This is a genomic window from Streptomyces sp. 8N616 (genome assembly GCF_052246385.1).
Classification (GTDB): domain Bacteria; phylum Actinomycetota; class Actinomycetes; order Streptomycetales; family Streptomycetaceae; genus Streptomyces.
Genome location: NZ_JBQQBY010000015.1, coordinates 155035 through 169055, shown reverse-complemented (window position 1 = coordinate 169055; position 14021 = coordinate 155035). Strand labels below are relative to the sequence as shown.

Sequence of the window (14021 nt, the reverse complement as noted above, 5' to 3'; positions counted from 1 at the left end):
CCGAGCCAGCCGCTGGGCGTGAGCGAGCGTGAGGCGTGAGGGGGGAATCGGGGCGTACGAGACCTAACCCGCCGCCGCGTAGTCCGCGTCGGTTACCTCCACGGGCAGGATGCCCGTACTCCGCTCGTACTCCGTGCGCGCGGTCTCCAGGAGCCTGCGCCACGAGGTCACTGTGGGGCGGCGGCGCAGCAAGGCCCTCCGCTCCCTCTCCGTCATACCACCCCAAACGCCGAACTCGACCCGGTTGTCCAGGGCGTCGGCAAGGCACTCGGTCCGCACCGGGCAGCCGGTGCAGACCGCTTTGGCCCTGTTCTGTGCCGCACCCTGAACGAAGAGTTCGTCCGGATCCGTCGTGCGGCAGGCTGCCTGTGTACTCCAGTCGGTTACCCAGCTCATGCTGGCGCCGTCCTCTCCCGAATCGAGGCTCCCCCACGGCGGCAAGCGGCATATTCACCGTTGCCAGTTGAGGACGCTACGGAAGCCGGGCAGGGCGCACCACCCCCTGCGGGCCCAATCTTGAATGGCCCGAACGGACTATGCGTACGCGGCAGATCACCCAACGGAGTGAGGTGAGGGCATACGAGATGTATTCGGACAGATCGGGACGGTTGTCTGACGCCACGACGGATCTCATGCGGCACGAGATGACGATCCGGGCACAACTCCGCGCCGGGGGGAGGTAGGGAGAGGAGCTGCGGGGCGGCTGCGCATCGCCGTAACAGTCGGAGACAGCTTAGGCCAAGGGATGCATGTCTGTCCGGCGAATGAGAACGTAGGCTGCCCCCATGGCTAAGAAGCGCTCGGGCAGTGGCGCCGGTGCCGGCACCGGCGGTGGCCTGACCACAACACAACAGGCCGCCAAGTTCCTCGGCGTCAGCGTGCTCGCAGGCGCGGTGATGGCAGGCATCGCGCTGCCCGCGGCCGGAGCGCTGGGCCTCGCGGCGAAGGGTTCTGTCGAGGGCTTCGACGAGATCCCGGCCAACCTCAAGCGGCCGCCGCTGAGCCAGAAGACCACCATCCTGGACGCCGAGGGCGACGTGATCGCCTCCGTCTACTCGCGCGACCGCACCGTCGTCCCGCTCAAGGACGTCTCGCCGTACATGCGGAAGGCGATCGTCGCCATCGAGGACGCCCGCTTCTACGAGCACGGCGCGATCGACCTCAAGGGCATCCTGCGCGCGCTCAACAAGAACGCCCAGGACGGCGGCGTCTCCGAGGGCGCCTCGACCCTGACCCAGCAGTACGTGAAGAACGTCTTCGTCGAGGAGGCGGGCAACGACCCCGACAAGGTCGCGCAGGCCACCCAGCAGACCCTCGGCCGCAAGATCAAGGAGCTGAAGCACGCGATCCAGGTGGAGGAGGAGCTCGGGAAGAAGACGATCCTCGAGAACTACCTCAACATCACCTTCTTCGGGCAGCAGGCCTACGGCGTCGAGGCCGCGGCCCAGCGCTACTTCAGCAAGTCCGCCAAGGACCTGAAGGTGGAGGAGGCGGCGCTGCTGGCCGGCGTCGTCCAGTCGCCGAGCCGCTACGACCCGGTCAACGACGAGCAGGAGGCGACCCGGCGCCGCAACACCGTGCTGCAGCGGATGGCCGACCTCGGCGACATCACGCAGGCGCAGGCCGACAAGGCGAAGGCGAAGCCGCTGGGCCTGGACATCAGCAAGCCCAGGAACGGCTGCATCACCGCCACCAGCGGCGCCGGCTTCTTCTGTGACTACGTCAGAGAGGTCTTCCTCCAGGACGAGGTCTTCGGCAAGACCGAGGAGGTCCGGGCCAAGCGCTGGAACCAGGGCGGCCTGACGATCCGTACGACGCTCGACCCGCAGGCGCAGGAGTCGGTGCAGGACTCGATCAGCGACCACGTCGACCAGGACGACAAGGTCGCGACCGCCGTGACGCTCGTCGAGCCGGGCTCGGGCAAGATCCGCGGGATGGGCCAGTCCCGCCCGTACGGCTTCGGCGACAACGAGACGCAGATCAACCTCTCGGTCGAGAAGCGGATGGGCGGCTCGAACTACGGCTTCCAGGTCGGCTCCACGTTCAAGCCGTTCACCGCGGCGGCGGCCCTGGAGCAGGGAACTCCGACCTCCAAGGCCTACCCGTCGCCGTACAAGATGCCCTACCCGAGCCCGGTGCAGACCTGCGACGGCACGTGGACGAATACCGAGGGCGCCACCGTCCAGAACGAGAAGCGCGACGAGGTCGGCCCGTACAGCCTCAAGGAGGCGACCGCGAAGTCGATCAACACCTACTTCGTGGCGATGATCAGTGACATCGGAGTCTGCCCGGTGACCGACCTCGCCCAGAACATGGGCGTGCTGATGGGCAATGGTGGCAAGCTCCCGCAGGGCCCCGCCGTCACCCTCGGCGCCGCCACGATCGCGCCCCTGAACATGGCCAACGCGTACGCGACCTTCGCCAACCGCGGCACGTACTGCACGCCGATCGCCATCGACTCGGTCACGGACGCCGACGGCAAGGACCTCGCAGTCCCGGAGACCAGGTGCAGGAAGGTCATGTCGGAGAAGACCGCCGACACGATGAACACCCTGTTGCGGGGCGTGGTGGAGGACGGTACGGGCAAGCAGGCCGGGCTCCAGGGCCGGGACAGCGCGGGCAAGACGGGTACGACGGACAACCGCGTGGCGGCCTGGTTCGTCGGTTACACGCCCAACATGGCCGGTGCTGTGTGGGTCGGCAGCCCGACCACGAAGGTGCCGATGGAGAACATCACCATCGGCGGCCGGTACCACGACAAGGTCTTCGGCGGCGGTGTCCCCGGGCCGATCTGGCGTGACGCGATGGCCGGAGCGCTCGCAGGCAAGCCGGCGCCCAGCCTGCCGACGGCGCCGGTCGCGGACTCGAAGCCGGACCGGCCGGACGACGACCACGGGCGCAACGGCGGCCAGGGGAACGGCGGAAACCCGTGGCCGGACATCTCGCTCCCGCCGGATCTCATCGGCGGCCTGGACGGGGGCTGGGACAGCGACGGCGGGAACGGGAACGGCGGCGCGGGCCGGAGGAAGAACTGATAGCGGAGCGGGCAGAGGACGCAAGAGGAATGGACAGCCGCCTGGCCTGAACGGCATGGAGGCGGTGGAGGCGAAGGAGGCGGTCCGGGCGGGATCTGCGGCCGCCTCCTTGCGTATGCGGGCTCAGCACCCCGTACGGTCACGGTCAGCTACCGCGTACGGTCACGGTGAGCACTTCGTACGGTCAGCGCGTCGTACGGTCAGCGCGTCGTACGGAACGGAGCGGGCCGCAGGTGGGGGCGCCGCGTCAGCCCGCGAGCAGGCGCTTGACCTCGGCGGCGACGCGGCCGCCCTCGGCCCGACCCGCGATCTTCGGGTTGACGATCTTCATGACGGCCCCCATCGCCCGCGGCCCCTCCGCGCCGCCGGCCGCGGCCTCCTTCACAGCCTCCGCGACGATCGCGCTCAGCTCCTCGTCGGTCAGCGGCTTCGGCAGGTACCCGGCGAGGACCTCGCCCTCGGCGCGCTCCCGCTCCGCCTGGTCCGCCCGGCCTCCCTGCGCGAAGGCCTCCGCCGCTTCCCGGCGCTTCTTCGCCTCGCGGGCGATCACCTTCTGCACCTCGTCGTCGGAGAGCTGCCGCGCCGACTTGCCCGCGACCTCCTCCGTGGTGATCGCGGAGAGGGTGAGCCGGAGCGTGGAGGCACGCAGCTCGTCGCGCGCCTTGATCGCGGCGGTGAGGTCGTCCTGAAGCCTGTCCTTGAGGGTGGTCATGGCTTCTTCATATCCTCTAACTATGCGCTCTGGCAAGGAAATACCCCAGGTGGTGGACGGTAGCTCGGTACGCGCGCGGAAGCTTGCCCGAATGGCAGGGGCGAAGGGCGTACCACGCGCCCGCGCCGACTGGACCGGGGAGTCGGCAGCGATCTACTGCCGCATCTCTCACGTGAACGACGACGATCAGACCGGTGTCGAGCGCCAGGAGCGCATCTGCCGGGAAATGGCCAAGCGACTCGGTCTCTCTATCGCACAGCCGATGGTGTTCGTGGACAACAACCGTTCCGCCTGGCAGCGCAACCGAAAGCGCCAGGGGTGGGACGCCTTGCTCGAGGCCGCCCGCGAAGGCCGGATACGTCACATCCTGACCTACCACCCGGACCGCCTAATGCGGCAGCCCCGCGATCTCGAAGAGTTGCTGCAGATCGCGGACGACCACGACATCACGCTTCACGGGGAGGCCAACCATCGGAACCTCGCGGACCCCGACGACCGGTTCTTTCTGCGCATCGAGGTAGCTCACGCCTGCCGATCCAGCGATGACACCTCACGACGCCTGAAGGCTGCTCTCATCGAACGGGCCCAGGACGGCAAGCCCCATACGGGAAAGCGACGGTACGGGTACGACAAGAGCGGGACGGTCATCCTCCCCGAGGAGGCCGAGATCGTACGCGAGATATTTACTCGCTATCTCGATGGTGAGTCGGTCACGGCCATCGCACGCGACCTCAACCACCGGAAAGAGCCGACTGCGCTCGGCCAGGAATGGAACGGCGTGAACGTCCTGTCGGTCCTTGACAGCCACCACGTTGCGGCGTTGCGCGTATTCCGCGGAGAAGAGATCGGCCAGGGTGACTGGCCCGCGATCATCAGCCGGGGCATGTGGGACGAGGTGCGGGAGCGGCGAACTCTTCGCGCGGCTGCGGCTAAGGGGAGGAACGCACCGAAGCGGCCCTACCTCTTGCGTGGGTTGGCCGTCTGCAAGGCTTGCAGCGGCCGCATGAGAGGCAGCGGCGGCAAGTATGTGTGCAACCGCGCCATTCGGAGCGACTCGAAGACCTGTTACTGCACAGTCTCCGCCGCACCTCTGGAGCAGTTCGTGGTGGATGCGGCGATCAAGTTGCTCGAACGCCTCGATGTCACGGGCCAACAGACGGCGACCGCGCTCTCCGAGGAGGACCAGGCCGCGATCGAGGCAGATCGCGAGGAACTGGCTGAACTCAGGGACATGTGGGAGAAACGAGAACTCAGGACGCACGAGTACCGGGCCATGCGGAAGACCGTCGAAGATCGAATCGCGAGGGTCGAGCGCAAACTGGTCGTCCGCCCCGCCGCCGAGGTCCTCCGCGGACTGGTCGGGCCGGACGCACGGAAGATCTGGACCCAACTTGAGAAGGCCGAAGAGTACGAGCGCCTGAATGCCGTTCTGCGCTTCCTGTTCGCCGCTGTGATCATCGACAAACCAGCGGTCAAGGGCAAGCACTTCGACTTTGGGCGCGTGGACATCGACCCCAACCCGCTCTAGCCGAACGCGAAGATGGGCCCCGGATCTCTGGGGCCCATCTCTACCTGGGCAACGTGTCACCCGATGGCCGGAGCAGACGAGCCAGCCGCCGCGCCCCTTCCGGACTGATCTTGGTCGGGAAGCGAGAACAGACACGTTCCAGGTGCCGCGCGCGCTCCGCTTTCCAGTCACGCCTCCCGGTCATCTCGTCGCCTCCGTCCGGCCGCCCAGGCAGCGTCGTCCGGAGCTATGCGGACCCTGCGCCTGTTCTTCCCGAGCGATTTGGCGGTTGCGGGTGAGGTCTTCGGCGATGCCTGCGGCGATGAGGGCCGCGCCGGGGGTGTGGCCGGAGCCGACGTACCGCCAGTGGGCCTCGGTGACCGTGCCGAGGTCATCGGCGGGTATCGCCTCGGGGCGTTGGTGCGCCGCGCGTTCGGCTCGCAGGGCCGTGTACGTGGTGGAGTAGCGGCGGGATTTGGTGAGGATGTGGCCGCGGTATCCGAGGCTGTGGGCCCAGGCGCGCAGGTGGAGCGGGTCCAGTTCGGGGAGGCTGCCGAGGCGCCAGCAGGTGTGCATGAGGGTGCGGACGTGCGGGGATACGGGTACGTGGTTGATGTCGTCGGGGCTGGTGATGCGGTGGTCGGTGCCGCCGGCGGATCCGGCAGCACCCGCGCCCTTGGTGACGTACTTGGCGACGTACGTGGCTACCGCTCCGTCGGCCATTCCGTCAGGGCCACCGAAGGCCCGCAGCGGCTGGACGTCGAGCTGGGTGCCCCAGGTCAGTTCGTGTTCGCCCAGGGCTCGGCTGTAGGAAGTACGCAGGCGCACGGCCGCCGCCGCGGTGCGCACGGTGTCGGCCAGCAGATCCGCACCGACGCAGGCCGGGGGTTCATCGACTGGGCCGCGCGCGCCGTCGAGGCGCACCACGGCGTGCACGTGGACGGCTGCGCGGCTCTGGTATTCGGCGACCTTGGCGTAGGAGATGCGCACGGAGCGGCGCAGGCCGGTTCGGGTGCGTCCGGTGCGTGCGGCGAGGTGGTTGTAGAGGTTGTCGGTGAAGGCTTTCCACAGGCGCCCGGCGTGCGCGTGCCAGAGCACGTGTCCGGTGTAGTCGTAGCAGTCGGGGCACAGCGGCTGGCCGACGAGCGGATCAGCCTCGGTGTGGACGGCAGGGCAGCCGAGCGGACGCCCGTGTTCGCACTCGCCTGCTGCGCGCCGAGGACGACAGCGTTCACCGTCCGCAGCGTGGTGCACCGGTCCGAACGAGGGCGCGGTGAGGGTGAGGAACAGCCGGGGGCGGTCCCGGACGTGTTCAGGGACGTTCTTGCCGCCGGTGAGTCCGGCGCGCACGAGGTGGTAGGTGTCGCCTGCGTGGAGGCGTGAGCAGGCCGGGCAGACGGTGGCGCGGCGGTTGCGGCAGCGGACCAGGAGCCGTTCCCCGGGTTCGGCGGCAGTGTCGTAGTGGTGCAGCACGGCGCCGGTGGCTGCGTCGTAGACGGTCGTGGAGCCGGTCAGGTGGATCGGTTGGGCGCAGCCGCCGGTGGCGGTGATCTGCTCCAGCCAGCGGCCGCAGAGCGGATCGTTGGCCCGGTGTATCAGGTCTTGGTCTGCTTCGGCGAGGTGGCGCAGGCGCGCCGCGCGGTCGAGTGCGGCGCGCCTGTCGGCCGATGTTGCGTCGGTGGTGATGGTGGGGACCTCCCAGGGTGGGCCGCCGTAGCGGCACGGGTGGATGGGTGTGGGTGGTGTGCGTCCATGGCGATCACTCCTGTGTCGGGTCGGTCGGTCGTGCGGTTGGTCAGCGGATGGTTCCCTTGCCGCGGCAGCAGCGGCAGCGCCGCTTACGTCCGTTGCGGGTGATGCGGTAGCGCTCGCCCTTGCAGATGGGGCAGCGCACACGGCGCATGGGCATGAAGGTGCAGGTCCCTCCCTTTGGTGGCTTAGGTGTGGGTGAAGCCGGAGAGGACCCAGTTCACGACGCCGACTACGGCCCAGCCGATCGGCGTGAGCGCGGTGTAGAAGCCGAACAGGCCGATCAGTACGGCTTCCCACGCCTTCACATCGCGGGAGCGGACCAGGAGGACGGTGATGATCCCGAAGACCACCACCAGCGGCATCGCAGCCGATGCACTCACCCCCGCTCACCTCCCGTCGGCGCCTCCAGGGCGCGGGCCACGCCGAGGAGTTCGGGCGTCAACTCCCGGTACTCCTCGGCGACCTGCCGAGCCTCTTCGGTCGTGGTCAGATGGGAGCGGCCCCGGCCCCAGCCGCCGTGAGCAGCCGTGCACACAGCCACACCCTGTTCCTCCGGGGTGATCGACTGAGCCACGACCACGGCGTCCTTGTTCAGGTCCCCGAGGGCCATTTCGGCTGTGCCGGGATCGTTGACGCGGTGACAGATCCGGCCGGAGAGCTGGGCGCGCAGTGCGGTGACCCCGGGTCCCAGGTCGGAGCCGACTCGCTGCCCGGCGACCACCAGATGCACCCCGAGTGCGGCGCCGAGCTGGGCCAGGCGCAGCAGGGAGGTGGAGCACCGCTCGGCTTCCACCCGTCCCTCTCGGGTGCCATCGGAGAGGTACAGCTCGGCCAGCTCGTCGACTAGGACTACGATCGGGACCGGCCGGGCCTTCTCGGGAAGTTCCCAGATCGATCGGGCCCGGGCGGCGCGGCAGGCGTGCATGCGTGCCTGGACCTCGACCACCAGCGCGCCCAGCACCGCCACCGCCTCCCGGCGTGAGGTGGTCAGCGCCGACAGGCGTGCGCCGAACAGTCCGAGTTCCATGCCGCCCTTGCAGTCGATCCCCACCAGCGCCACCGGCTGCGGTGCGAGTTGGGCCACCAAGCGCGCAAGCAGGGTCGACTTCCCCGATTGGGTGGCGCCGACGATGAGCCAATGCGGCACCTGACGCAGGTTCATCACCCACGCGCCACCGGACTCCAGCACCCCCACCAGAGCTGAGAGGAGCGCGGCCGGAGCCGTGGCAATGCCCGGACGCTGAAGGGGATCACTGGCCGTGGCGACCAGCAGCACCACCCCGCGTTCCGGCGAAGTGACCCGCACCGCGTGCACCCGCCAGGCGTGCGCAAGGGCGTCGGCGGCCGCGATGAACGGCGCCGGGGTCTGCCCGGGGTGCAACCTGACCACCAGCGACAGCCCGTTGCGGTTAGCGCGGGGGAAGGAGATCCGCGGCGCGACCGGCCGCAGCGCCTCTCCCTTGACCGCCAGGGTGCCGAGCACGGCCCGGGTGGGTTGCGGCGCCACCGACAGGTCGTTGAGCCGCGCGACCTTGCGCCAGGTGGCCAGCACCCGCGCCACGGTGACCGGGTAGCCGGTCAGGTACCAGTGCCAGTGCGGCAATCGCTGCCGCAGCGCGGCCCCGGCCACCACCAGCCAGGCCAGCGCCGCTAGGACGAAGGCGAGAGCGATGGGCCCCATCAGGCACCACCCGCCTTACCCCCGCCGGAGGGCGGGGCGGCCGGGACGGGGGTGATGGCAGCAGCGCGGAAGCTGATCCCGTGCCGGTCACCCATCGACCAAGAGAACGCCTCCAGGCCAGTCACGCGAACGGGCATGCCCTCTTCGATGCCTTTCGGCTCGCCGGTCACCGAGATCTCGATGACGGAGACCCGCCGTCCCTCCTGCCGCACCGTCACAGCGACGGTGTAGATCGTGTTGCCGTCCCGGTCCTTCTTCACCTCCTGCTTCTCGAAGTCCGCGATCTTCGGTTCCGGCTTGACCACGCACATCAGCGCGCCAAGCCGGGATGTGTCCACGGGTATGGACTGCATGTGTTGTCGGCCTCCTTGGCCATCCAGGACGACAGCACACACTGTCGTCACTCGTACTGACGAGTGACGACTATGCGCCTCTAGTGTTGGAGAGGTCAAGCGCTTATGCTGACGAGTGACGTTAAGGAGACCGACGACACACGACAGGAGACCCACCCATGGGAGAGATCCAGCGGCCCGGAGCGCTCTACCAGCAGGTCGCCACCGCCATCCGCGACGCCATCACCGCAGGCGAGTTCCCGCCCGGCAGCCCGCTCCCCTCCGAGACCCAACTCATCGACCGCTACAAGGTCTCCCGCCCCACCGTCCGCAACGCCATCGCCGCCCTCCGCTCAGAAGGACTGATCGAAGTCCGCCACGGCAAGGGGTCGTTCGTCCGCGCCACCACAGCACCCGCCGTGACCATCGAGCGGAACATCACCCGCAACGGCTCAGGCCGCTTCACCACCCACACCGGCACCGTCTGGGACCACGAACAAGAACCGGCCGTCTACCGAACCCAGACCACGGCCATCACCGGGCCACTCCTCCAACTCGACAAAGGAGAAGCACTCTTCGGCTGCGACCGACTGCTCATCGACCCCGGCACGGGAACGCGGCTACTGCACCGCACCCTGATCCCGTACGCCACCGCCGACGGCACTCCGCTCGCCGACGCCCCCGACACCGAACCCACAGAGATCTACGCACTGCTCACCAAGGCCGGACACGAACTGTGGTGGTCCGAAACCGTCCGCGCCCGCATGCCGCTCCCCGACGAGCGCACCGCCCTGGATCTCCCCGACGCCACCCCGGTCATGCACACGCTGCGGGTCACTCACGGCACCGACGATGCACCCCTCATGCTCGAAGAACTGCGCGCCAGTGGCGACCACGCCCAACTCTCCTACCGCATCACAATCGATAGCCCTGATCGCGCTCGGTGAGCCTCAGTAGCGGGCTCATCTTTCTGGCGAAACTAAACAGCCCAACAAAGAAGCAAACCTATGCCACCGATCCGGAGGGCACGGGAAAATTGGGATCCACTAGCCCCCGTTCAAAGTCAATAACATCGGGAAGTTCTTTTGACTCCCAAACACTCTGCTTGGTAAAGGTGCGGTGGCTAAACCATCCTGAGCGCGTTTCTTCAAGCCTAGGATCTAGAGATGGAAAGAAGCGGTGAGCTCGGTCAGCAAGAACAACTAGATCCCAGCATGTCGTGAAGGCGATAACTCGACCCACGCTCTCTAGAATCCTGTCCTCATCAAAGCGAGACCGGCGGACGATTGCAGGGTGAAGCAAGACCAGAAGCCGCATATTGACACCCTCAAGTGCAGCGTAGAAGGCCACGTTCGCCCCATGGCTGTGCGCATAAACAGTTTCCAGGCAATTGATTCTCTTCCTTCCAGTCCAAGTCCTGAGCTTTCCTCCCGCACGCTGCCGAGCGTCATTTTTGTACCCGCCACCCCAGCTGAACGGACTCGCCTGGTTCCAGAGATCACTACTGCACGTGCCCCTGATATATGATGCGAGCTCGCTGTCTGGGCGCCACCATGCGTTGAAGCGTGCCCACGTACCATGAACCGTAATGCTCGTGTGAGAAGATGTTTCCGGCCCAATATCTTCTCCTTCATTCTGGAAATCGCTAAGCAGTCTGCAATGACCGCCGATACGCGCCAGGGCGTTTGCCGAGATATCACATACTGTGGTTGACAGACTTCGGCATCCTTCAAGCAACACATCAATGACTCCGCTTGAAACCTCAGAGAATCGAGACAGCTCGGACGCGACGACCGCACGAACGATCTCATGAGGTGAACTCAGGCTTACGAGTAGAAGAGCAATTGCAGCCTCCCTGGACGCGCCATAATCGTTTAGGTGGGACTCCACCCATAGAATCTCTTGGATCTCGGAACGGTGCTCCTCGGGCACACAGTCGGGACTGTCCAGGAATTCTCGGGCAGTGAGCGAGAGTCCCAAACGATCGAAAGCTGTCTGAGCAGCCACGACCGTGCCGCGGCCATCGAACGGCCCAACATTAGGTAGGAGAAGAATTCGGGCTTCTTCCTGCCATTCGCCAAGGAGGCTACTATGCCCGGTAAGCTGAATTCCAAGCCCGACGAGTTGAGCGGCCTGGGACCAAGCCCCGATTTCGCTGCGATCTGACCAAGCATGATTTCCCGGCAGGGGTTGATCAATTTCGGGATCAGCTCCGTTGATGCTTGTAGCGGCACCACTCTTACGGTCGTGCGCACCCGGGAGATAACCTCCGAGCGATGTTGATGGTTCGGGAAGGAGAAGATTGACCGCCCCCTCGAGCAGACGAGCTGACAAATCAAAGTGGAGTGAAATCTCCCGCGCCGCTGCTGCGTCCAACTCCCTAGGGGTTACGGAAAATTCAGGGGCCGTTTTTACACGGTCTACGCCGTAAGGAACCACGACTTCCCTAGCGCCTGCCCGCTCCCTTGCACCACTCAGCGGAACAGTTTTCCACAGAGTGAGTCGCCTCCCTCGCTCCCTTTCGGGGGAAATCGCCGCAATGAAGCGATCAATCCCGCTCGCCGCAGACGAAGCAAACACGCTGCCGATTTCTCCCAGATATTGACCGTCATAGGAGACGACTTTCATGCCGATGTAATTTTCGAAATGAGAGCGCTCCGCCATAGTCATGTCTCACTCTTAGAACCTACTCGGACGAGGAAAATATGGCAGAGGTCGCTCTACGTGGCCACTCAGCTGCTCCAATCGGGGTCGCTGGTTGAAAGTGACGGCAAGGGTCCCGGCCCTGCCTCATCCCTCAGGTCAGTGGCCGTGCGCTGCCCATCAGCCCAATGCCCATGCGCTGACACTGATCGTTCGGTTCCTACCTGCACGCCTGCGGACCGATCCAGGCTCGCCTGGTGCGAACTACTGTCGAAACCTGGCTTTACTTACTCAAGGGCGCGCCTGCGGCGCGCCGGGCGGCTGGGCCGCCCCGGCCGGGCATGCGGCCTGGCGGCCGGTCCCGTCCGGGCGCCCACCGCCCGCACACGCAGCAGCGAGCCCAGAGCAGCGGCGCGGCCGACGTTCCGCCAGTCTTTGGCACAGCCGTTGTGGCTGGGGGTCGGCGGCCTCCGAGACTTTAGGCAGCCACCATGGGGCGAGCCTCTAAGATCGGGGGCCCAGATCGGGCACTGCGGGCAGGCCAGGAGCCAGCCCGATCCGCGGGCCAGCGTAAGGGCCCCCGATCTCTCGCCCCATGGCAGCTCCAGCCCAAAGTCTCTCCGGCCGGCGACGTGCCCACAGCGCACCACCCCGGCACCGCGCGCCCTCATCAATTGGCCTTCCGCCAGGCCGCCACGTCCCGCAGCACCGCCGCGACATCGCGTACCGTCGGCGCCGACAGCCGCATGTGGACCACACCGGAGCCGTCGGCAGCAGCATCCGCCCGCGCCTGAACCCCGGTCGTCTTCACCCCTGCCTCGGTCAGCGCGTCCGCAAGCTCCGCCGCCGCGTCTTTCGCCTCCCGCCAGCCCGCGACGTAGTCCACGCCACGGACCCACAGGATCGCGTCAAGGTCCAGTGCTTCGCTCTCGAAACCTGGTTCCCTTGGGTCGTCCACCACTCAAGTCCCTTCCGCGTGTGGGTAGCTGATCTCTCGTCCGGAGCGATCGCATCGCGTCAGCGAACGACGATCGACCCCGGTACCATTCGGCACCGGGGTTCTCAGCGAGGACTCCCGCCGGACCACCCCGCGCTTACCAGGGCTCAGGGGTGGTCCGGTCTCGTATGCGGTTGTCGTACGTGATCCGGCTCTACGTGAGGGGTGCGGGTGACATCAGCGCCGCCCCTCCGCCAAGGAGGCCCGCGAGAAGCTCGTGATGATGTTGCGGAAGCCCGTGTGACCCGTCCGCCCCGCGTGCTTGAGGCTCCAGACCTCCGGCCCCTCCGTCTCCTCCGAGGCCTCTGAGGCATCCCCGCACGTCGTGCACTCCGCCACGTAGATCGGCCCACTCCCGGAGGTGTCCGCGGTCAACACCCAGTCCGCGTAGCGCCATACAGCCCGCGGCGTCATCGCCGCTCCTTCCCACCCGAGCCACGTCCGCCGCGCTCCACTTCCACCATGTCGGTCGCATTCATCCGCCTAGCACGCCCTGACTTGAAGACCAGCACCACCGTCGGACGCCCCGACGTACGCCGGTTCGAGCGGGCTGCCTTGACCTCTCGCCGTCGGCCCCGGTCGCTCACCACGTCTCCGCGCCGCACTCGCAGCGCCAGCACTCGCGCCATCACGTCCACCGCCCCTCCTCAACAGCCATGGACGGCGTTCTACGAGAACCGGCATCGAGATCGAAGCGACAGAAGACGCTCTTGCCGCCGCCCTCCCCAGGCGTCCACCACACGCCATCGGCCAGAGTGCGCACGATGTGCAGCCCCCGCCCGTGATCCGGTAACAACGCTTCCGGCAGGTCCTCGGCCAAGTCCGGGCCGAAACCGTCACCGATCGGCAGCGTGGGCGGGGAGGCGTCCTCGTCGGCCACGTCCACGAACAGCCACCGCGGCCAGGACCGCAGAGTGAGCGTGATCATCGGGCGGTGGCCGGGTTCCGTCCGGCGACGGTCACTGATGGCGTGGAGCACCACGTTGCCGACCAACTCCGAGACGCACAGTTCCACGTCCTCAGCCAGGCCGCTGAGGTCCCAGCTCGTCAGCGTCCCGGCCGCCATGTGCCGCGCGGCGTACGCGGTGTCCTCTGCGGCAGCAAAGAGCGTGAGCGCTCGGAAGCGGTCCGCTGCCGCTACCTCAGCACGCCCGACGATTCCCCCCTCTGCTGTCGGGAGCGAGCCGCTCACGACCCTTCCGGTTCCCATGCACGATCCACCGTCCTCGGTCACGTCTGCCGGGACGATCCCGGCAGGGTGGACCGAGGATGCACACCCTCCACCGGCTGTCGCTCCCCCCTCTTGGGGACCCCCCTCCTGGGTACACTCGCGAGACGGACACCGAAGAGACGTACGAGGTC

The 14021-nt window shown here is 67.1% G+C and carries 13 protein-coding genes; 3 read left to right on the top strand and 10 right to left on the bottom strand.

Annotation, left to right across the window (positions count from 1 at the left end; translation table 11 throughout):
- Positions 1-63: 63 nt before the first annotated feature.
- Positions 64-396: a WhiB family transcriptional regulator gene (locus tag ACTWQC_RS16245; RefSeq protein WP_443316387.1), complete on the bottom strand. Its 333-nt coding sequence runs from the start codon at positions 394-396 to the stop codon at positions 64-66.
- Positions 397-785: 389 nt separating this feature from the next.
- Between ACTWQC_RS16245 and ACTWQC_RS16240 the strand changes: the two genes are divergently transcribed.
- Complete coding sequence (locus tag ACTWQC_RS16240) at positions 786-3035, top strand: transglycosylase domain-containing protein (protein ID WP_443316386.1); 2250 nt, start codon at positions 786-788, stop codon at positions 3033-3035.
- A gap of 247 nt (positions 3036-3282) precedes the next feature.
- Here ACTWQC_RS16240 and ACTWQC_RS16235 read toward each other — a convergent pair whose 3' ends face one another.
- Positions 3283-3747 carry a GatB/YqeY domain-containing protein gene (locus ACTWQC_RS16235; RefSeq protein WP_443316385.1) on the bottom strand — a complete coding sequence of 155 codons (465 nt, stop codon included), beginning with the start codon at positions 3745-3747 and terminating at the stop codon, positions 3283-3285.
- A gap of 22 nt (positions 3748-3769) precedes the next feature.
- Between ACTWQC_RS16235 and ACTWQC_RS16230 the strand changes: the two genes are divergently transcribed.
- Complete coding sequence (locus ACTWQC_RS16230) at positions 3770-5275, top strand: recombinase family protein (protein WP_443316384.1); 1506 nt, start codon at positions 3770-3772, stop codon at positions 5273-5275.
- A 180-nt stretch (positions 5276-5455) separates the two neighbouring features.
- Here the strand turns inward: ACTWQC_RS16230 and ACTWQC_RS16225 are convergent, their stop codons facing one another.
- The 4 genes from ACTWQC_RS16225 to ACTWQC_RS16210 form a co-directional block, all read right to left on the bottom strand.
- Positions 5456-6883, bottom strand: a complete 1428-nt coding sequence (locus ACTWQC_RS16225; protein ID WP_443316411.1) for a replication initiator — start codon at positions 6881-6883, stop codon at positions 5456-5458.
- 308 nt (positions 6884-7191) lie between these two features.
- Positions 7192-7386 carry a hypothetical protein gene (locus tag ACTWQC_RS16220; RefSeq protein ID WP_443314036.1) on the bottom strand — a complete coding sequence of 65 codons (195 nt, stop codon included), beginning with the start codon at positions 7384-7386 and terminating at the stop codon, positions 7192-7194.
- Positions 7383-8687: an FtsK/SpoIIIE domain-containing protein gene (locus ACTWQC_RS16215; RefSeq protein ID WP_443316383.1), complete on the bottom strand. Its 1305-nt coding sequence runs from the start codon at positions 8685-8687 to the stop codon at positions 7383-7385. Before ACTWQC_RS16215 ends, ACTWQC_RS16220 begins: the two co-directional genes overlap by 4 nt.
- The gene (locus ACTWQC_RS16210) at positions 8687-9040 is read right to left on the bottom strand and encodes an SCO3933 family regulatory protein (protein ID WP_443316382.1); all 354 of its coding nucleotides are present in this window, start codon (positions 9038-9040) and stop codon (positions 8687-8689) included. Before ACTWQC_RS16210 ends, ACTWQC_RS16215 begins: the two co-directional genes overlap by 1 nt.
- Positions 9041-9198: 158 nt before the next feature.
- On the opposite strand from ACTWQC_RS16210, the gene ACTWQC_RS16205 reads away from it, so the two are divergent.
- The gene (locus ACTWQC_RS16205) at positions 9199-9966 is read left to right on the top strand and encodes a GntR family transcriptional regulator (protein ID WP_443316381.1); all 768 of its coding nucleotides are present in this window, start codon (positions 9199-9201) and stop codon (positions 9964-9966) included.
- Positions 9967-10024: 58 nt separating this feature from the next.
- On the opposite strand, the gene ACTWQC_RS16200 is transcribed toward ACTWQC_RS16205, so the two are convergent.
- From ACTWQC_RS16200 to ACTWQC_RS16185, 4 genes are all read right to left on the bottom strand, one after another.
- Entirely contained in the window at positions 10025-11689 is a 1665-nt protein-coding gene (locus tag ACTWQC_RS16200; protein ID WP_443316380.1) for a hypothetical protein, read from the bottom strand.
- A 643-nt stretch (positions 11690-12332) separates the two neighbouring features.
- Complete coding sequence (locus ACTWQC_RS16195; protein WP_443316379.1) at positions 12333-12620, bottom strand: hypothetical protein; 288 nt, start codon at positions 12618-12620, stop codon at positions 12333-12335.
- Between the two features lie 216 nt (positions 12621-12836).
- Entirely contained in the window at positions 12837-13073 is a 237-nt protein-coding gene (locus ACTWQC_RS16190; RefSeq protein ID WP_443316378.1) for a DUF7848 domain-containing protein, read from the bottom strand.
- 214 nt (positions 13074-13287) lie between these two features.
- A complete protein-coding gene (locus ACTWQC_RS16185) occupies positions 13288-13869 on the bottom strand; it encodes an ATP-binding protein (RefSeq protein WP_443316377.1) in 582 nt (193 codons plus the stop codon).
- Between the last annotated feature and the right edge of the window lie 152 nt (positions 13870-14021).